General features: G+C 70.5%; 12 protein-coding genes. 3 read left to right on the top strand and 9 right to left on the bottom strand.

Annotation, left to right across the window (positions count from 1 at the left end):
* Window positions 1-3 precede the first annotated feature (3 nt).
* From ACIBG8_RS03620 to ACIBG8_RS03600, 5 genes are read right to left on the bottom strand one after another with little or no spacing between them, the layout of a single operon-like run.
* Window positions 4-159, bottom strand: coding sequence for a hypothetical protein (locus tag ACIBG8_RS03620; RefSeq protein ID WP_397340912.1), 156 nt, complete (start codon window positions 157-159; stop codon window positions 4-6).
* The gene (locus ACIBG8_RS03615) at window positions 156-2,852 is read right to left on the bottom strand and encodes an ATP-binding protein (protein WP_397340911.1); all 2,697 of its coding nucleotides are present in this window, start codon (window positions 2,850-2,852) and stop codon (window positions 156-158) included. Before ACIBG8_RS03615 ends, ACIBG8_RS03620 begins: the two co-directional genes overlap by 4 nt.
* A gap of 15 nt (window positions 2,853-2,867) precedes the next feature.
* The gene (locus tag ACIBG8_RS03610; RefSeq protein WP_397340910.1) at window positions 2,868-4,229 is read right to left on the bottom strand and encodes a hypothetical protein; all 1,362 of its coding nucleotides are present in this window, start codon (window positions 4,227-4,229) and stop codon (window positions 2,868-2,870) included.
* A 58-nt stretch (window positions 4,230-4,287) separates the two neighbouring features.
* On the bottom strand, window positions 4,288-4,503 hold the full coding sequence (locus ACIBG8_RS03605) for a helix-turn-helix domain-containing protein (RefSeq protein ID WP_397340909.1): 216 nt from the start codon (window positions 4,501-4,503) through the stop codon (window positions 4,288-4,290).
* On the bottom strand, window positions 4,503-4,994 hold the full coding sequence (locus tag ACIBG8_RS03600; protein ID WP_397340908.1) for a DUF2975 domain-containing protein: 492 nt from the start codon (window positions 4,992-4,994) through the stop codon (window positions 4,503-4,505). Before ACIBG8_RS03600 ends, ACIBG8_RS03605 begins: the two co-directional genes overlap by 1 nt.
* A gap of 121 nt (window positions 4,995-5,115) precedes the next feature.
* Here ACIBG8_RS03600 and ACIBG8_RS03595 point away from each other — a divergent pair, with 121 nt between their 5' ends.
* Window positions 5,116-6,645 carry a serine/threonine-protein kinase gene (locus ACIBG8_RS03595; RefSeq protein ID WP_397340907.1) on the top strand — a complete coding sequence of 510 codons (1,530 nt, stop codon included), beginning with the start codon at window positions 5,116-5,118 and terminating at the stop codon, window positions 6,643-6,645.
* Here ACIBG8_RS03595 and ACIBG8_RS03590 read toward each other — a convergent pair.
* Both ACIBG8_RS03590 and ACIBG8_RS03585 read right to left on the bottom strand, forming a co-directional pair.
* Window positions 6,635-7,300: a C39 family peptidase gene (locus ACIBG8_RS03590; RefSeq protein ID WP_397340906.1), complete on the bottom strand. Its 666-nt coding sequence runs from the start codon at window positions 7,298-7,300 to the stop codon at window positions 6,635-6,637. The two genes, ACIBG8_RS03595 and ACIBG8_RS03590, sit on opposite strands and share 11 nt — an antisense overlap.
* A 77-nt stretch (window positions 7,301-7,377) precedes the next feature.
* Window positions 7,378-7,578, bottom strand: a complete 201-nt coding sequence (locus ACIBG8_RS03585; protein ID WP_397340905.1) for a DUF5708 family protein — start codon at window positions 7,576-7,578, stop codon at window positions 7,378-7,380.
* Window positions 7,579-7,758: 180 nt separating this feature from the next.
* Here ACIBG8_RS03585 and ACIBG8_RS03580 point away from each other — a divergent pair, with 180 nt between their 5' ends.
* A complete protein-coding gene (locus tag ACIBG8_RS03580; RefSeq protein ID WP_397340904.1) occupies window positions 7,759-10,482 on the top strand; it encodes a BTAD domain-containing putative transcriptional regulator in 2,724 nt (907 codons plus the stop codon).
* A gap of 15 nt (window positions 10,483-10,497) precedes the next feature.
* Here ACIBG8_RS03580 and ACIBG8_RS03575 read toward each other — a convergent pair whose 3' ends face one another.
* The gene (locus ACIBG8_RS03575; RefSeq protein ID WP_397340903.1) at window positions 10,498-17,397 is read right to left on the bottom strand and encodes a LamG-like jellyroll fold domain-containing protein; all 6,900 of its coding nucleotides are present in this window, start codon (window positions 17,395-17,397) and stop codon (window positions 10,498-10,500) included.
* Between the two features lie 320 nt (window positions 17,398-17,717).
* Here ACIBG8_RS03575 and ACIBG8_RS03570 point away from each other — a divergent pair, with 320 nt between their 5' ends.
* Entirely contained in the window at window positions 17,718-18,263 is a 546-nt protein-coding gene (locus tag ACIBG8_RS03570; protein WP_397340902.1) for a putative immunity protein, read from the top strand.
* A gap of 9 nt (window positions 18,264-18,272) precedes the next feature.
* Here ACIBG8_RS03570 and ACIBG8_RS03565 read toward each other — a convergent pair whose 3' ends face one another.
* Entirely contained in the window at window positions 18,273-19,379 is a 1,107-nt protein-coding gene (locus tag ACIBG8_RS03565; protein WP_397340901.1) for an epoxide hydrolase family protein, read from the bottom strand.
* Window positions 19,380-19,384: the final 5 nt, after the last annotated feature.

Genomic DNA, 19,384 nt, shown 5'->3' with positions numbered 1-19,384 from the left:
AATCTAGGTACGGCACGGCAGGGCGGGCATCGGTCCTGCGACTGCTCCGGCGGAACCGCTGATCAGGACGGGCGGCGACGGGTACGGCGGGCCGCAGGCAAGGCCACCGAGGGGGACGGACGTGGTGGCGAGTAAGTAGGTCGACTGATACCGGCTCACAGGTCGAGCTTGGCGAGCTCCATCCGGCGGGTCACGCCGATCTTCGGATAGGCCCGGTAGAGGTGATGTCCCACGGTGCGCGGGCTGAGGTAGAGGCGCGCCGCGATCTCCCTGTTGCTGAGTCCGGCCGCGGCCAGCCGTACGACCTGGAGTTCCTGCGGGGTCAGCCGCTGGAGCGGGTCGTCGGCCTGGGCGCGGTCGGAGGGCCGGTCGCCGAGGACCGCCAGTTCCGTGCGGGCGCGCTCGGCCCAGCGGGCCGCGCCCAGCTTGGCGAAGGCCTCCTCCGCCTGCGCCAGGGCGGCGCGGGCCTCCGGGCGGCGGCGCTGGCGGCGCAGCCAGCCGCCGTAGGCGAGCCTGGTCCGCGCGAGGTCGTAGGGCCGGTCGGGGATGAGCAGCAGCGCCGCGCGGTAGTGGTGTTCCGCCTGGTCGTCGTCGGTGAGCAGGGCCCGACAGCGCAGCTCCAGGGCCCTGCCGACGTCGTTGTGCCCGGCCCACGCCGCCAGAGCCGGGAGGTGGCGCTGGGCCAGGTCGGCGCGTCCGGTGCGGATGGCGGCTTCGACGTGGTCGGGTATGGCCCTGATGAGCAGATCGTTCCGGGCGGGGCCTCCGCAGGCTTCCTCGAACCCGTCGAGCGCCTGCTCGGCGCGTCCCTCGGCGAGATCGAGCAGCCCGACACCCCATGCGGCGAGGGCGGCGTTGGTGGGGTGCAGGTCAGCGTGGTCGCGCGCCTCGGCGGCCAGCGCACGGCACGCGTCGGCGTCGCCTATGACGGCCTCCAGCCAGGCGGCGATGGCCCTCAGTACGGTCACCTGCATGCCCATGCCGATGTCCGAGGCCAGCGAGATGCCCTGGGCGAGGTCGGCCCGCGCGCCGCGGAAGTCGCCACGCAGCAGCCGTCCGATGGCCAGCGGTTCCAGCACGTACGGCAGCCAGCCGAGCGACCCGTCCGCCCTGACGTCGGCCGCCAGCGACTCCAGCACGTCGATCGCCGCCCCGTCGTCGGCGGTGAGCAGTCCCATGAATCCGGCGATGACCCGCTCGACGAAGTCCTGGACGGTTCCGGCCCTGACGGCCTCGACCAGCGCGCGCATGGGCACGACCCCGGCGCCGAACTCGCCGTCGGCATGCCGGCCGTACCCGATCAAGGCCGCCACCGCGGGCGTCAGCGCCGCGTCCGAGGGCAACCGTACGGTCTCCAACCGGGCGACGGCCCGCTTGACGAGATCGTGCGCGCACGCGTCGCGGGCCGCCCACACGGCCTCGGTCAGCATGGAGACCGCCCGCTCCGGATGGCTGCCGATGATCAGCGTGGCGCCCTCCAGGGCCAGGGCGGCGTCGGCGGCCGGTGAGGTGCTCTCGTAGGCGACCTGGGCGCGCACGTAGGTGGCCTCGGCGACGACGTCGGCCCTGCCGGTCAGCGCGGCGGCCTCGGTCGCCAGCCGGGTCGCCCATTCCGGGCGGCCGCCGTCGTAGGCCGAGCGGGCCGCGCGGACGATGCGCTGCGCCTTGTCCTCCTGGCCGGTGCTGAGCCGCGCCGCCCGCTCGTACGCCACGGCCACCGCCACCGAGCCGCCGCGCTGCCTGGCCCGCTCGGCAGCGTGTTCCAGCTCCCCGGCGACCTCGTCGTCCGGGCCGGTGGCCGCTGCGGCCCGATGCCAGGTGCGCCGGTCGGAGTCCGCCGCGAGCCACAGCGCACCGGCAAGGGCTCCGTGCACGGCGATGCGTTGATGGTGAGGGGCGCTCTGGTACACCGCCGAGCGGATCAGCGGGTGGCGGAACGTGATCTCGTCGGCCGACGTGACGACGAGACGGGCCTCCTCGGCGGGGCCGAGGTCGACGGGTGACACGCCGAGGGCGGCGCCCGCCCGCAGGACCACGTCGAGCTCGCTGCTGCCGTCGGCCGCCGCCAGCAGGAGGAGCAGGCGGGTGGCCGCGGGCAGCTCTTCGAGCTGGGCGCGGAAGGCGTCCTGCACGCGTCCGGCGACCCTCAGCGGGCCGACCGGCGCGACCGGACCCTCCTTCGAGACGCGGGAGAGCTCCAGCAGGGCCAGCGGGTTGCCGCCCGCCTCCTCCAGGAGCCTGTCACGCACCGGTACGGCCAGCTCGGGCGCGCACGCGGCCAGCAGTTCCGCGGCGGAGTCACGGTCCAGCCCGTCCAGCCGCATGACCTCGATCCCCGGCGTGGGGAACGGCTGCGCGGTGTCGCGCACGGCGAACACCATCACGATCGGATCCTCGTGGAGCCTGCGCGCCGCGAACAGCAACGCGTCCGAGGACGCGCGGTCCAGCCATTGAGCGTCGTCGATCAGGCACACCAGCGGCTGCCGGGCGGCGAGATCCGACAGCAGCGTCAGCGTGGCGGCGCCGACGAGGAACGGGTCGCGCACCGGCACCTCGGCCAGGCCGAACACCGACCGCATGGCGACCGCCTGCTGGCCGGGCAGGACGTCGAGGCGATCCGCGAACGGGTGCAGGAGCAGGTGCAGCCCGCTGAACGGCAGCTCGGCCTCCGTCTCGATGCCGACCCCGCGTAGCAGCTCCATCCCGTCCGCGACGGACGCCAGGTCGTCGAGCAGGGCCGACTTGCCGATCCCCGCCTCACCCCGCACGACGAGCGCGCCGCTCCGGCCTTCGCGCGCCTCGTCGAGCAGTGCCCCCAAACGCCCGCACTCAGGACGGCGCCCTATCAGCATGACGGCACAGTAGCGTCAGTCCAGCTTGCCGAGGAAGGCGTTGATCATGTCCAGCCGGTGGATGCGGATCGCGCCTGTGATGGGGTTGATCGCCAGGCAGCGTTCGTTCTCCTTGGTCCAGATGCGGACGAGCACCTCCTCGCCGTTGAGCCAGCGGTCCGCGTAGGCCTTCTCGCCGGTCGCGGGGTTCAGGTCGATCGGGTTGCCCGTGGGCTTGCCGGTGGTGGCGTCGATCGTGATCAGGGTGCGGTCTTTGGAGACGACGGCCAGGGTGTGGCCGTCGGGGGCCAGGACGGCGCCGCTGTCGAGCTGGCCCGGGGCGAGGGGCGCGCTCGACCTGGTCTCCTCTGCGACGTCCTCGGCGGTCAGCGTGGTGGTGCCGCCTTCTGTCGCGGTCTCGAACCTGGTGCCCTGGTCGTCGATCGCGATGAGCTCGTCGCTGAGGAGAGGGGTGCTGACCCCGGTGGTGAGGTCGAGCATGAACCGCGACTCGGTGGTGGAGTTCAGGCCGATGTAGCGACCGTTGCGCGAGGAGACGAAGAAGGCGCCTTCACCGGCCAGGCCAGAGCCGACGGGCCTGCGTACGCCGGTGGTCAGGTCCCTGGCCACGGCGCGGCCGCCGGTGTCTACGTAGGCGACGCGGGTGCCGTCGAGGGTGATGTGGAAGGTGCTTTCGTCGCCGTACGCGGCGTCCGGGACTCGCCACTCCTTGCCTGAGACGGTGATCAACCGCCACTGCAGGCAGGGTATGTCCGTCTCCTTCTCGCAGAGGCTCCGGTAGGCGTAGGCGACCGGCTCGCTGAGCGTTGCCGGCATGGCGGCGGGGGTCGGCCAGGTCCGCCCCGCCACCATGACTACCTCGACCGCTACGGCCGCCGCCAGCACACCCGCCGACAGGGCGGATGCGCCGACGGTCAGCGCGATCCTGCGTCGGCGGTTCCCGCGTACGGCCCGCAGTACCTCATCGGCCACATCGACCGGCGGCTGGGCGGCGGCCAGCGCCGCGAGGTCCACTTCGTCGGCCTGCTCGTACTCCTGGTGCAGGGCCGCGAACAGCTCGGGGATCTCGACCGTCACCGCGTCGGGCAGCCCGCAGTACGACCGTGCCACCAACGCGGCACGCTCGGACGGGGACCGGCCCGACAGCGGGAAGTCCTCTGGCACGGGCGGCCGGGTGGTCAGGTAGTCGCGGAGGATCTCGCGCAGCGCGATGTCCTCGGGCCGGTACCAGCGCGGCCAGCGCTTCCCGACGGTGATCAGCGCGCGGACGGTCAGCTCACGCGCTGCCCCGTGATCGCCTGTGAGCAGGTAGGCCGTCCGTGCCAGGTGGTCGGTGTGGTCGGCAAGAAACGCCGATAAATCATCGTTCTTCCCCATTGGTGCCCCCAATGGGGAGTCTAGTCAGGCGCGGAACGGCACCCAAGAGTGACGCCAGTCACATGAGGTCCACGGTCTCGAAGCGCAGCAGGTCTCCCGGCTGGCAGTCGAGGACCTCGCACAGCGCGTTCAGCGTCGTGAAGCGGATCGCCTTGGCGCGGCCGTTCTTGAGCACCGCCAGGTTGGCGGGGGTGATCCCGACGCGCTCGGCGAGCTCGCCGACGGACAGCTTCCGCTTGGCCAGCATCACGTCGATGTCGACGATGATCGGCATCAGATCACGTCTTCCAGCTCGTTCCGCAGCCGCGTCGCCTCGACGTCGCGCGCGACGGCCTGGGCGAGCAGCATCCGCAGCACGAGCACGACGAGCGCACCTCCCAGGGCTGCCAGACCGATGCCGCCCATGATGACGGTGATGCCCGGGCTGTCGTCATGCTCTGGCGCCAGGACGGCCGTGAGCACGAACCACAGCAACGCGGCCGCAGCGATCGCGCCGATCACGATGTCCACGTACCGGAAGGCGGCGTGGGAGAACACGGTTCCGCGCCGCACCATCGTCACCAGCCGCCATACGCAGACCACGATGACCTGGGCGGCCACGATGCCCAGGATCACGATCACGCGGACCGGGGTCAGAGGGAACGACCCGTCCTCCGGGTCGCTTCCGCTGATCAGCACCCACAGCATCACCGCCTGGACGAAGACGGTGCTGGCGAGCACCCCCACGAGCACGACGCGCAACGCACGCACGGTCAACGCTCCCACTGGCTCTCCTTCGATCGATTTACGATCATAATCTATCGATATTCGATAGGCTGCGCTAGTGAAGGCAGAACTTCGGTGCGGACCTGTGACATGGAGACTTGATCCCTTATGGTCGTAGTTCGTGCAGCCTTTAGCGCCCTCAGACCCACGGCACATCGACGACTTCCGGCTGAGCGGGGTTCTGGGCCGGGGCGGACAGGGGTCGGTGTATCTCGCGGAGGACCCCACCGGGGGCAAGGTGGCGGTCAAGGTGCTGCACACCTCCTTCGCCGGTCAGCCTGCCGCCCTGCGCCGCTTCACGCAGGAAGCCGACACCGCCCGGCGGGTCGCGCCCTTCTGCACCGCGCGGGTGCTGGCGGTCGGAGTGGCCGACGACCGGCCCTACATCGCCAGCGAGTTCGTCTCGGGCCCCTGCCTGGCACAGCTGGTGCGGGAGCAGGGGCCACGCTCGGGCAACGGCCTGGAGCGGCTCGCGGTCACGACGCTCACCGCGCTGGCGGCGATCCATCGCGCGGGCATCGTCCACCGCGACTTCAAGCCCACCAACGTGATCATGGGGCCAGAGGGGCCGGTGGTGATCGACTTCGGGATCGCACGAGCGGTGGAGATGACGGCGACCAGCAGCGTCATGGGAACACCGGCGTTCATGGCGCCCGAGCAGTTCGCCGGGACGGCGGGGGCGGCAGCCGACCTGTTCAGCTGGGCGAGCACGATGATCTACGCGGCGACCGGGCAGCAGCCTTTCCGCGCGGACACCATGCCCGCCATGATGCACGCGATCCTGACCCACGAGCCGGATCTGGCCGGGGTGCCGGACGGCTTGCGCGGGCTGGTGGCCGGTTGCCTGGCCAAGGACCCTGCTGTACGGCCCAGCGCGGACGAACTGCTGGCGGCGCTGACGGGGCAGAGCGCTCCCGCCACGGCGTGGCCGGGACCACCACGGACACTGATGATGCCCGACGCCGCGGCGACGCCCGCACACGCCGGTCAGCAGATGGCCCCACCGGTCTTCAACGGTCCCGGCTCGGGCCCTCATGGAGCTGCCCCACCGGCGCCTTACGGGGCTGGGCCGTACGTTCTGAACGGCCTTGGCACCGCGCCTCAGGTGGCTCGGCGGCGACCGCCGAGTCTGGCTTTGGCGATCGCGACGCTGCCCATCGCGGGGATCCTGGCTTTCACCTTGTTCATGAGCCCGGGGATCTCCGTGGTCGCCATGTTCCTGCTGATCCCCGTCATCGGCGTAGCCGTACGCGGCTACAACCTCGGCGCCATGATCACCTCGTTCATGACGCTTCCGCTGGGGGGCGTCTTCCTGCTCTGGGCCGCTCTCGGGTCCGACGAGGACCCGCCTCTCGTCCTCATGCCCTACGGCTCGGCCATGTTGCTGGGTGCGGTGATCGCGGGCACCGCGCTCCTGGCCTGGCGGGCGAACCTGGTGACCGGGGTCCTGGGAGCGATCGGCGGTTTCCTGTTCACGGTGTCGATGACGCTCGCGCTGATCGACGAACTGACCGACACCTCCGGGAGCGCGTTCAAGACCGCCCTCCTGGTCGTGACCATACTCTCCCGGGTACTGATCATCGTGTGGCTGCTCGTGCTGAGCATCCTGCTGATCCGCAGCGCCGCGCGCAGAGCGCCGGCTACTTCCTGACGGGCTGGTAGAGGCCCCAGCGGCTGTAACCGGAAACGGGGTTGGTGGAGAAGGTGGCCTTCGCGAGCTGTCCCCAGGTGATGCGGTGCTCGCCGCCGTCACCCGTGTAGTTGTTGGGGTCCCAGACGGTGAAGGTCTTCGCCCGCTTGTCATAACCGTTGACGATCATGACGTGACCGACGTCCTTCCTGCCGAAGTCGACGTCCCTGTACCAGGGCAGCCGGTCGAGGAAGACCTGGACGGGAACGGCCTTGCCCAGGGTGCCGACGCTGTGGGCGATCCGCTGGCCCAGACGCTTGGAGCTGTAGACGTCCGCTGCGGGGACGTAGGTGTATCCGGTGTCCTTGGAGTACGCGTTCAGCACCCGGAGGATGTTGTCGGCGAGCGTGCCGTCCTTGGTGGTCCGCATCTTCCTGGCCAGGGTGGTCTGGCTGACCTTGATGCCGAGCGTGCGCAGGGCGATCGCGCCCGACGCCGGGGCGCACCAGTGGTCCGTGGCCTGGAAGACGCCCTTGATCGCGATCTCGGCCCGCGCGGGTGACGCGGCTGTTAGCGCGATGGTGCTGCCGGCAGGGGCTGGGGTCGCCTCCGCGCTCACGGGATGGAGGGCGATGAGGGCCGAGGTCAGGACTGCGCTTGCCAGAAGCTTCTTCACGCGGGATGTCTCCAGGTGTTATGTCACGAAAAATCCTGACCGGCACCCTACATGATCACGCCTGCCGCAGGCGGGGGTCAGTCGCGCGCCGCGTCGTCGCCGCGCACGCTCTTGTAGACCCCGTACAGGAACTCCACCCCTCCCACGACCATCAGGACCACGCCCAGCTTGGAGGGCGTGAAGACAACGATCTCCACATCAAGACCGAACAGCCACAGCGCAAGCCCCACCACAAAGGTGATCGAACCAGCGAGGAGCGCCTTACGAGCAGAAGACATGACAAATCCCTTTTCACACCGAAATTAGGCGAACCGAGTAATTAAAACGTAGTCACGCCCGGCCAGGAAGGCGTCCTGCCCCTTGAGGAGATCGCGCTACATCCTTCGACGGACGTAACAGCCACCGCGGTACTCTTCACCGTGAGTGCTACGGGGGTTCAGGTCGCTGTTCTTGGTCCGGTGCGGGCCTGGCGGGATGGGGTGGAGGTCGATCTCGGCCCGCCACAGCAGCGGGCGCTGCTCTGCGCGCTGGTCCTGTCGGAGGGCCGCCCGGTGCAGCGGGGGCAACTGATCGAGATCCTCTGGGAGGGCCAGGAGCCACCGCCCAGCGCGGTGGCGATGCTGCGGTTGTACGTCTCCCGGCTGCGCGCCGTGCTCGGGCACGACCGCCTGGTGTCGCTGGGCGGCGGCTACGCGCTCTCCGGAGTGGGCACCGATCTGGCCCGCTTCCGCGACCTGGTCGGCGCGGATGAGCACCGGAAGGCGCTGGCGCTGTGGAACGGCGAGCCGCTGCCCGATCTGCCCGGCGGGTACGGCGCGGCGCGACGGGCGCATCTGGACGAGGGCAGGCTGGCCGCGGTGGAGGCCGCCTGCGCCCGGGACATCGATCGCGGCAGGCCGGACGAGGCGGTCGCGGAGCTGACCGCACTGGTGGCGCAGGCGCCGTATCGGGAAACGGTGCGGGCGCTGCTCATGCGCGCCCTGGTGGCCTGCGGCCGCCGGGCGGAGGCGCTGGCGGTGTTCGACGCCGTCGAACGGCTGCTGGACGAGGACCTCGGCCTCGCCCCGGGCGAGGATCTGCGCGGCCTGCGGGAGCAGCTTCTCCCCACCGCGGTCCCCGAGCAGTTGCCTGCCGCCACAGCCGACTTCACCGGCCGCGAGGAGCAGATCCAAGCCTTGATCGGCGCACTGGCCGAGGGCCGGACGGTCGCGGTGTCCGCGTTGTCCGGGATCGGCGGGGTGGGCAAGACGACGCTGGCGGTCCAGGTCGCCCACCTGGTGCGGGAGCAGTACCCGGACGGGCAGCTCCACGTCGACCTGCACGGCACGGGCACCGCACCGACCGACCCCTCCCTCGCGCTGGCCACCCTCCTGCGGGCGCTGGGCGTCGCCGACGACGGCATCCCCGACAAGCAGGCCGACCGAGCCGCGCTGTGGCGCTCCACGCTGGCCGGGCGGCGGATCCTGCTCCTGCTCGACAACGCCCGGGACGCGCAGCAGGTGCTCCCCCTGCTGCCGGGCAGCCCGACCTGCGGCGTCCTGGTCACCAGCAGGGCCAAGCTCTACGACCTGGTCAACGTGCAGGGCGTCGACCTGGGACTCCTGCCGCCCGCGGACTCGCTGACCCTCCTGGCGAAGATCATCGGCGCCGACCGGAGTGCGGCGGAGCCCGCGCAAGCCGTACGGCTGGCAGAGTTGTGCGGTCACCTGCCGCTGGCCCTCAGGGTGGCGGGTTCCCGGCTGGCCAGCCGGCCCGCGTGGAGCCTGGAATCCATGGCCGACCGGCTGGCCGACGAGCACAACCGGCTCAAAGCGCTGCGCTCCGGCAGCCTGGCCGTCGACGCGACCTTCGAGCTGTCCTACCGCCAGCTCACCCCCGGCCAGGCCCGCGCGTTCCGCCTGACCGCCGTCCCCGACGGTCCCGACCTGTCCCTGCCTACCGCCGCCGCGATCCTCGGCCTCGACGCCTACGAGGCGGACGACCTCCTGGAGTCCCTGGTCGACCTCAGCCTGCTGGAGTCGGCCACCGCCGGCCGCTACCGCCATCACGACCTGCTGCGCGCCTACGCCCGCCAGCAGCCCGACCAGGAACGCGAGCAGGCGTTGGAACGAGCGCTCGGCTTCTCCCTGAGCACGGCGCTCGCCGGGGCCCGCGTCGTCAACCCCAAGTCGCCCATCGAGGACCACCTGACCGGCAGCGCTGTGCCCGGCATCCCCCTCAAGACGTCCCAGGACGTCTACGACTGGACGCGGGCAGAGCTGAAGGGCCTGCTCGCCGTCAGCCGCCAGGCAGCACGCACGCCAGGAGGCAGGGCGCTGCGCCTGGCCGCCGAGCTGATGTACGTCGCCCAGATGCTGATGGAACTCCTCCCCTACTGGCAGGAGGTCGACCCGACCCTGCGCGCGCTGGCGGACGGCGCCGTCCTGAGCGCCGACCCGGCCAGCGAGGCGTTCTCCAGGGTCCAGCGCGGCCTGCTGCTGTCCTTCAGGGACGAGCTGGACCAGGCCAGGGCCGAGCTGGAGCGGGCCGTCCCCGTCATCCACGACCAGGACATGCCGTTCCTGCGGGCCTGCGCCCTGTACCAGCTGGCCAACATCTCCCGCCGCCAGGGCCACAGCTCGGAGGCGATCGGCCAGAGCGAGCAGGCGCTGACCCTGTTCCGCGAGCTGGGTGATCCGTACGGAGAGTCCGGTGCGCTCGCCCTCCAGGCCCGCATCCTGGCCGCGGCCGGAGAGCACGAACCGGCGACGCGCGCGGCGCAGCGCATGGTCGAACTCGGCCGCGCCCTCGACGACGAGAGCAACCTGGCGTTCGCGCTGTTCCAGGCAGGCGTCGTCATGGTGATCGCCGAGCGGCCGCGTCCGGCGATCGAGCTGCTGACCGAGGCCCTCACCCTGCACCGTGCCGTGTTGGAACCCATGTGGGAAGCCCTCACCCTGGCCAGGCTGGCGGCCGCCCACCTGGCCGTCGAGGAGACGGAGCAGGCCGTCGAGTACGCGCATCTGGCTCTGGAGCTGGGCCGCAAGCTCGATCTCGCCTTCGCCATGGGCCTGGCACTGACCGTCCTGGGCGAGGTGGAGGGCAACCGCGATCGCCTGCACGAGGCGCTCGCCCTCTTCCTCCAGAGCGGCGACAGAACCGAGGCGGCCCGGGTCGAGACCCTGCTCAAGACAACCCTGTAGGGCGGATGCCCCGCCCTACCAGGTGCTGTCGTCCATGGCGCGGAGCTGCCAGCTCTGGTGGGCCGACCCCACCCAGTCCCACGTCTGGATCGCCGCGCCGTCCGTCTGCAGCGCGCTGTAAACGGTCAACGCCAGCCCGCTGTGCTTGGCCAGGATGCCGAAGGACCCGTTGCCCTTCGGAACGAGCCTGAACTTCTGATGGTCGGTCGCCTCCCACCCCCGCTGCTGCACCCCGGTGCCGTTCACGGTGCCTGCCCCGGTGACGGTCAGCGCCTTCCCGCTGTGCTTGGCGATGATGGCGTAGTAGCCGTCGCCGACCGGGCTCAGGGAGAACTTCTGGTTGGCGCCGCTGACCCAGGTCGACATCACGACCTGCCCGCCGTCGGCGAGTGACGACTGGGCGATGTCGAGGACCTTCTCGATGTGCCCAGCCACGATGTGGGCGCGGGTGGGGACGGGCGGCAGGGCAGGAGCGGTGGATGCGGGCGGGGAGGCGACCGAGGCGACGGAGGTACCGGAAGCGGTGGACTCCGTCGTGAGGTAGTAGTCGGTGAGCAGGACGGCGATGTCGTTGATGTAGGGGACGAACGCCGGGAAGTGCTCGGAGATGACGGACTTGGCCTTGGCGGTCAGGTCGGTGGGGTTGCCGATGGAGGTGCCCAGGTAGGGTTCCAGGCGCTTGACCAGGGCGTAGGTGCTGGTGATCTTCTGCGTGGCCATGACCTGCTGCAGGGACGGCTTGGCGCCGGGGGTGGTGGGCAGGACCCGGCTGACGAAGGTGACACGGTGCAGGATGCGCCAGCAGGGCGGCTTGCGGTCGCTCTGGCGGGCCCGCTTGAGCGCCAGAGCGTTGGGTTCCGTGCTGCGCTCCAGCCACTCGGGGTCGATGACCTTACCGTAGAAGTCCTCGAAGTTGTCGGTGCTGGTGTCCAGGTAGAAGCTCATGAACCGGTAGGCGTCGACCCGGCCGGGCACCAGGGCGGGCTTGCCGTCCTTGTCGAACAGCGGGGTGTCGCCCTCGAAGCGCTGGAGCTGGCGCCCTGGGGCGCAGTTGACGTCGAGGCTGAAGGTCCTGGTAGCGTCCTTCGACTTGCTGCGGGTGACGCTGTATCCGGTGCCGAACGACGCCTCCACGCCGAACTTGCAGCCTGTCCCGACGACGTCGAAGCTGACCGCGAAGTGGCCGCCGATGGTGGCGTTGAAGGAGTAGGAGCCGGTGACGGTCTCGGTGACCTGGTCGGTGGTGCCGGTGGTCTCGGCGAAGAATCCTCCGGCGGCGGTCCACACGTAGGTGTTGGCGATGTTGCGCCGAGAGGCTGAGCGGGTGGCGTTCCTGAGCGCCTCCCGGTTGACGCCTGGCTCGATCTCCGCTCCGGTGCCGCCCATCATCCCGTTGAGCACCTTGGCGGCCTGGGCGCGAGTGAGGTCGGGAGCGTGGGTCTCGGTGGAGACCGACTCGTAGAAGCTCTGCAGTTGCTGCTCCTCGCGCTGGATGCGCTTCTTGAGCCGGTAGGCCTCACCCGGCCGGTAGTAGCTGAACTCGCCGCGCAGGCCGTCGGCGGCGTTGGGGAAGTGGGGGTCGGCGAAGGGCCGCAGCTCCTTGGCCGTGCCCTGCTCGGCGAAGCCGACCAAGCCGTCCAGGGTGCCCTGCTTGGTGTAGCGGGGGTTGATCGGGAAGGGGATGAGGTTCCAGTCGCGGGGGATGCCGGGGCTGGGCAGCATCCGGTAGGCGACCAGGGCGCCGCTGTGGACCAGCCGCAGCGCGTAGAGGTCGGCGGTCTCCGACTGCACGACGGCGAAGCCGGTGTTGGCCGGGACCCAGCGCCGCCCGGCGGCCGGGTTGACCTGACGGCGCGCGTCGGGGTCCTCCCAGCCGCCGGTGAGCTCGACCTTGCTGGTGCGGGTCGTGTTGGTGCCCTGGGAGACCCGCGCCTCGTTGCTCCAGCTGTTGGAGAAGTCGAACTGGGTGTTGATGTTGTATTCGTAGGCGGTCGAGCTTGCGGGGGTGGCGGTGCCGACACCCAGGGGCGCCTGGACCGTCATGACGTCGCTCTTCCACGCCATGTCGAACGAGAACTTCACCGAGGTGTCGATGCTGTGTTCCTTCTGCGAGGACAGGGTGTTGACGACGTTGTCGGCCTGCACGAACGCGACGGACGAGGCGTTGCTGTAGTCGCTCCCGCTGGTGACGAGGTTCTCCGAGGGGACCGGCGGGGCGCCCTCGATGTAGCCGATGAGCTGCGGGTCGAACTGCGCCTGACCCACCCACGTGGTGGTCAGCTCGCCGACCTTGTACCCGGTGACCAGCACCCACTTCCTCGGCTGCAGGTAGGAGTAGGCGCGCTTCATCACCCCGAACGTCATGCCCTCGGCGTTCTGCTGGACGTCGCCGTACTCGGTGGCGGCAGGCGTGCGGGTGGTGGTGGTGTGGAAGGGGCTGCGCAGGCCGGTCAGCGCCGAACGCACCTCGGCGGTGTCGGAGGAGATCGGCGCGCTGGACAGCACGATCCTCGGGGCCGGCGTGGACTGGGTCAGGTGGTTGCCGCCCAGGCCCGCGTCGTGCACCTGCGCTCCGGCCGCGGTGTCCTCGATGCCGAAGGGATAGTAGGCGAGCAGGTCCTGCCGGTCGCCGCGGATGCGGCCGAACATGTTGTCCAGGATCTGCTCCTGGGTGCGGGCGCTGCGCCACACGCGGATCTCGTCCAGGTCACCCGTGTACGCCTCGCCGTACCCCGTCGGAAGCTTGCGTGCGGCCACGGCGCTGTGCGCGGGGCTCTTCTTCACCTGCATCAGCCGGCTTCCCGGGTCGGTGACCAGCTTGGCGGGGGTGGGGACGCCGTTGCGGTAGAAGGTGAACTCGTTGCCCTCGGGGTCGGGGGTGGCGACGCGGGTGACCGCCGACAACGTGGCCGGGTAGGCGTCGCACAGGTCGGCCGTCTGGGTGCCCCTGGACTCGGAGAAGGTCCACCACGCGGTCAGGCCGGTGGCCTTCTTGGTGATCGGCACGGCGATCTGCTTGGAGTTCCTGGCCACCGACCAGATCCGCACCTCCGTCAGCACGCCGCGCAGCCCGAACGTCTCCTTTCCCACCTGGTGGCTGCCGAGGTGGACGGGAGAGTCGTTGCCGACCGGCTTGGCGCCGCCGTACTCGTGGACGTTGCCCACGATCTTGCCGTTGACGTAGAAGCAGATCTCCACCGAGCCCGAGATGCCGGTGGGGTTCTTGCGGGTGACCGCGACCTTGGTGAACTCCTTGGGCTTGAGGAAGGCCCCCGACAGGTAGGTCTTCTGCTGCCCGTCGCCGCCGGACCCGGCCTCGAAGCCGAAGGCGAGCTGCCCGTCGGCCTCGACATACAGGCTGTACGGCACGGCGCGGCGGAGACCGGCGCCCATCGCGCCCTTGCCCACCAGGCCCTGCCTGAAGCCCAGGGTGTCCAGGCTCACGAACGCCTCGATCGTGAGGTCGTCGACGAGGTCCAGGCCGCCTGCCCCGCCCGCGTTGAGGTGACCGCTGCCGTCCATGGCGATCGCACGGCTCTGCTTGAACGAGACGGCCAGGTGCGCCCACTCCTCCAGCGCGAACGGCTCGGTGCCGCGCACGACCTGGTCGTTGACCCCGGCCAGCAGGACGTAGCCGCTCTTGCCCGACGGCAGCGGCGCCTTGTCCAGGCCGAGCGAGTAGCGGGAGTTGTTGCCCAGGTCGGTGTTCAGCACCCGGACCGGCCCGTCGACGAAGGTCGGGAACGCCCAGGCCTCGATCGCCATGTCTCCCGGCGCGGCGAGCTTGGCCAGCTTGGAGACGTCGGAGATCTCCAGGCGGTGCTGGGCGATGGCGTCGAAGGAGAAGGCGCGCCCTGGCGCGTCACCCTGCCAGCGCGGGACGAGCGGCCCGCGGACATCGGTGGCGGTGCCGTCGGCCACCGGCGCGACAGCGGCTCCGGCGTCGGCCCTGACCAGGAGCGATCCGCTGGCCAGCGAGACTGCCGGGGTGCTGCAGGAGGCCTGGGTGTAGTCGTAGATCGCCTTGCGCACCTTGGCGCCCGGCTTGGCGGTCAGGCCGCCGGCGGTCAGGGTGAGCTGCGGCGAGCCCACCTGCGACGTGGCGATCGTGCGGACCTCCTCCCCCACCGCGATCGCCGAGCCGGGCGGCAGCGTGATGAGGAGCGGCTCCACCAGCAGCACGACCTTGTCCTGGACCGCCATGAGCGTGCCCAGATCCGCGCCCTGCACCGGCCCGTTGAGCACGGCGGCCAGGTGGTCGGCGCGTTGCGGCACGTTCGTGTAGGTCTCCGTCACCGTCCCCTTGGACACGGTCACCGTGCACGTCCCCGAGCCTGCCGCGCTCACCTTCACCGAGAAGTCGGTCAGAGCCGCCGAGATCTCGCGGCTGGTGAACCGGATCGCCCCGTCGGCGACCTTGAGCTGCTTGACGGCGGGGGAGACGGTGGCCGGATAGTAGGCGGCGAAGAACTCACCAGCGCCGCCGCGGAAGTACAGCACCACCTCCCCCGCCGAGCTGTCCAGCAGGGAGGGCGAATCGTTCGTCCAGGCGAAGGCCAGCACCGCCCCGAGCACGTTCAGCCCCCGGCGGTCCACGCAGACCGAGGGCATCGGCAGGACCTCTCCGGCGCCGCCCTGCAGGCCGCCGGTCAGCGTCGCCAGCGCGTCCTGCGCCGCCGTCAGGGCGGCCAGGTCGGCGCCCAACCGGCGCCTGGCGGCGTCCTGCTCCTGGAAGCGGTCGAAGTGGTACTGGGCCTCGACGAGGAGGGCACGCTCCCACTCGCGCTCCCTCGCCCTGGCCGGCCCGAGGATGTTCTTGTTGAGGTCGTGCAGGGTGAACCCGGGCACCCCGCCGTGCAGCGTGTCATGGATGCCGGCCAGGCGGGCGCTGGTGGAGATCAGCTCGTCCGCCAGCGCCTTGTCGGTGTAGTAGCGGCCGCGTGCCTCGGTCACGGCGGCCTCGGCGGCCTGGCGCTGCTCCAGGCCGGCCGTGGAGCCGGGTTTCCCGACCCAGGCCAGGTCGATGACCTCCGGCAGGGCGGCCAGCCTGCCGTCCTGCGAGACCGCCAGGTCCAAAGCGGTCACGAAGAAGCGGCCGGCCGGCTGCCCTTGGGGCGGCGGACCCGACGTGGCGAAGGCCAGCAGCACGCGTCCCTGCCGCTTCTCCTGGGCGGCGGAGGTCCCGTAGCCGGTCACCACGGGCTCCTGCTGGTAGAACAGCGTCGCTGCCGGGGCGGAGGCAGGCGTTCGCCCGACCATGGTGAAGAAGGACCGCACCACCCCCGGGCCGTCGTAGAGGGGCGCGTCCGAGGTCACCCAGGCCGGGCTGGCGCCAAGGATGTCGGTGCGGATGCTGATGTTGGCGCTGAAGCCGTTCGCGGTCCGGTCGTTCAGCTTGATGCCCATGCCCTCGTCGCAGCGGAAATAGGTGAACAGGCCGGGCTCGTCGCCACTCGGCCGCCGCTCTCTGTCGGCGAAGTCGGTGCGGGCGACACTCCACACCCGCAGCTCGTCGATGTCGCCGGTGAACTGGTCGTAGACCCTCAGCCCGGCGAGCATGCCCTTGCCGATCTGCAGCGCGGACGTGCACGGCACCACGGCCGTCGAAGGCTGGGCGGCCACCTGCGCCCCGTTGAGGAACAGCCGCATCCGCGCCCCGTCGAACACGGCCGCCACGTGGGAGTACACGCCCAGCGGCATCGGCGAGCCCGCCACGGCGGTGTCGGGACCGTGGACGAACTCGAGCTTGCCGTCGGCGGTCAGTCCCAGCTTGACGGACAGGGACAGGGTCGCGGCATCGCCGATGCGGCCCACGATGACGCTCTTGGCCGCCACGGTGGGCTTGACCCACACCTCGATCGTGTACGGCCCGGCGGGTGCGGCCCTGCCCGCGTTGCCTCCGAGCACCGGGCAGGTTTTGGCGCCGTTGAAGCGCAGCGCGGTGCCCGCCTGGTCGCGCGGGGGAAGCACCGGCACCAGCGCCCGCCCGGTGTGGGAGTCCATGCCGGGCGCCCGCTCCAGCACCGAGCCGGCGAACTTGGGGTCGGGGCTGGTGTAGAACTGGCTGCCCTCGGCGTTGAACAGGCCGTCGGCGCCCTGTTCCAGGTTGTAGCTGTAAACGCAGGAGCCTTCGACGGCGAAGATCTGCCAGCGCGACACCCCCTGCACCGCGGTGGGCAGGAGCAGGACGGTGAACCTGCCTTCGATCAGCTTCCGCACGAACGACAACTTCTGGGTCGGCTCGTGGAACAGCCGCCCCTCCATGTCGCGGGTCCCCAGGGTGTCGCCGCCCGAGGCGGGGCTGGTCCTGCTGCGGCTGCGCTGGTAGCGCACCTCGACGACCGGCCGCAGCTCCGAGCCGACCAGGACGAACCGGTCGCACAGCAGGGAGCCGTCCGTCTGCGCCGTCGCGACCCCGTTGAGCAGGCGCGGATGGCCGGCGTTGCCCGATAAGAGGCCGCCGGTCAGCGCGTACACCGAGCCCGGCTCGCCGGCGGCCACGGACTGCCGGAACACCAGGATGTGGCGGCCGTCGGACATGGCGTGGATCGGGGCGGCCGCGGTCAGGCGAGCCGTCGTCGACAGGAACGGGTCGCTCTCCCCCGTAAGCAGCGTGTCGGGGGGCGTGACCTCGTCCCCGCCCATCTTCTTCACCGTCGGAATGACCCCCACCGGGGAGTTCCTGGCCACGTCGACGATCTCGGCGGGGAAGGGCAGCGGCTGGGGATCGTTGTTCCAGTACGCCGCGTCGAGCGCTCCGCGCGCCCGGTCGGCCTGGTCCAGGCCGAGGACGGTGTAGTGGATCCTGCGGTCGGCGTCGACCGCGAAGGCCACCACTTTCCCGTCGTGCCGCACCATCGTGGTCGCGATGTACTCGCGGTCGCTGTAGACCTTCACCAGGTTCTTGTTCTGCATCGCCGGACTCCTCGCCTTTTCAAGCCCGCAGAATGAATTCGCGCAGCACGGAGCCGCGCACAAACAAAAGAAATCCCCCGCAGCCGACAATGGGCACAGAAAACCAGGGACTTCCTGGCGAATACCAGGCCAAGCCCCGAACTCGGCAGCCTCCCCTCACCGAAAGGCGCCACTCCCACCGCCGACGACAATGGCACCAAGTGCTCACATTGCATCGAAATCAACGATCAAGCAAGCCAGGTCTCTCTAACTCCCCGGAAATCGCGGGGAGCCTGGAAACGCTGTTTCGGTCGCCTGTAAATGATGGGAGGATCGAGATCATGACCGTTGTTTCCGGCGATTTCGAGCTGACCATGGACGAGCTGCGCGTCGTCGCGCGCTACGTGGCGGAGAGCGCCCAGGACGTCCTGCCCGTGTTCGAAGCGGCGGTTCCCGACGACCCGCGTCCGCGCGCCGCGCTGGATGCCGCGTGGGAGTTCGTCAACGGTGCGAGAAGGACCAAACTGCAGCGCACCACCTCGCTGGACGCGCACCGAGCCGCGAAGGAGGCGGGCGCCGAAGTGGCCCGCCTCGCCGCGCGGTGTGCCGGTGACGCCGCCTCCGCCGCCTATCTGCACCCGATCTCGCAGGCCACCCAGGTCGGCCACATCCTGCGGGCCGCCGCGAGCGCCGCTCGCATCGGCGAGCTGAACGCGGGCGACGACCCCACGGTCGGAGCCATGCTGATCGAACAGGCCCGTCAGCGGGCCACTCCGGAACTGATCTCCGTGCTTTCTCGCTACCCCCTCGCGCCGACGGCGAAGAACCGGGTCGCACAGCTCATGAGCAGCCTGGACGTCTCCCTGCGCGCTACCGCGCAGGCGTGACGGGCGGCTTCACAGGCTGGTGAAGAAGGCTCGTACGTCGGTGACGAACGCCTCCGGCTGCTCCAGCGCGGCGAACGTGCCGCCGCGCTCGTGCTCCACCCAGCCCACGATGTTGTTGTCGCGCTCGGCGAAGCGGCGGATGGGCCGCAGGATGTCCTTGGGGAACACCGAGATCGACGTGGGTACGGTGGCCGGCTTGAGCTCCCACTCCACGCTGGTGTCCTGGTCGGTGTCGGGCGTCTCGACGAAGGAGCGGGCGGCCGAACCTGCGGTGTTGGTCAGCCAGTAGAGCATGACCGTGCCGAGCAGGCGGTCGGCGTCGATGTCGCGGTCGCTCCACTCGTGGTAGACGCTCGCGAACCAGGCCAGCAGCGCGACCGGCGAGTCGGCCATGCCGTACGAGAAGGTCTGCGGCCTGGCGGACTGGATGAGCTTGTAGCCGTACTGCTCGCCCATGTACCGCTCGCGGAAGGCCAGCCGTTCCTGCTCGACCTCGCTGAGGCCGTCGAACTCGCCGGGCGCGCCGATCGGGAAGCAGATGATGCCGTTGCCGTGCATGCCGACGACCCGTTCCGGGGCCAGGACGCCGACCTCGCGCGAGATCCAGGTGCCCCAGTCGCCGCCCTGCACGCCGAAGCGCTGGTAGCCGAGCCGGCCCATGAGTTCCAGCCAGGCCTTGGCGATGCGGGTGGAGCCCCAGCCCATCTCCGCGGTCGGACCGGACAGCCCGTAGCCGGGCAGCGACGGGATGACCAGGTGGAAGTCGCGGCTGAGCGGCTCGATCACGTCGAGGTACTCCAGCGGGGAGCTCGGCCAGCCGTGGGTGACGAGCAGGGGCAGGGCGTCGGGGCTGGCGGAGCGGATGTGCAGGAAATGGACGGACTGCCCGTCGATGTCGGTGACGAACTGGTCGTGCTGGTTCAGCTCGTCCTGCGCCCGGGCCCAGTCATAGCCGGTGCGCCAGTGCTCGACCAGGTCCTTGAGGTGGGCGAGCGGGACTCCGTACTGCCAGCCGAGGCCGGGAACCTCGTCCGGCCAGCGCACCCGGTCGAGCCGCGCGCGCAGGTCGTCGAGGTCGGCCTGGGCGGTTTCGAGGCGGAAGGGCCGGATGTTCACAATGT

The organism is Nonomuraea sp. NPDC050556 (assembly GCF_044457355.1).
In the GTDB taxonomy this organism is placed as follows: domain Bacteria; phylum Actinomycetota; class Actinomycetes; order Streptosporangiales; family Streptosporangiaceae; genus Nonomuraea.
The sequence above is the reverse complement of the archived record's forward strand: the minus strand, read 5'-3'. Positions and strand labels throughout refer to the sequence as shown.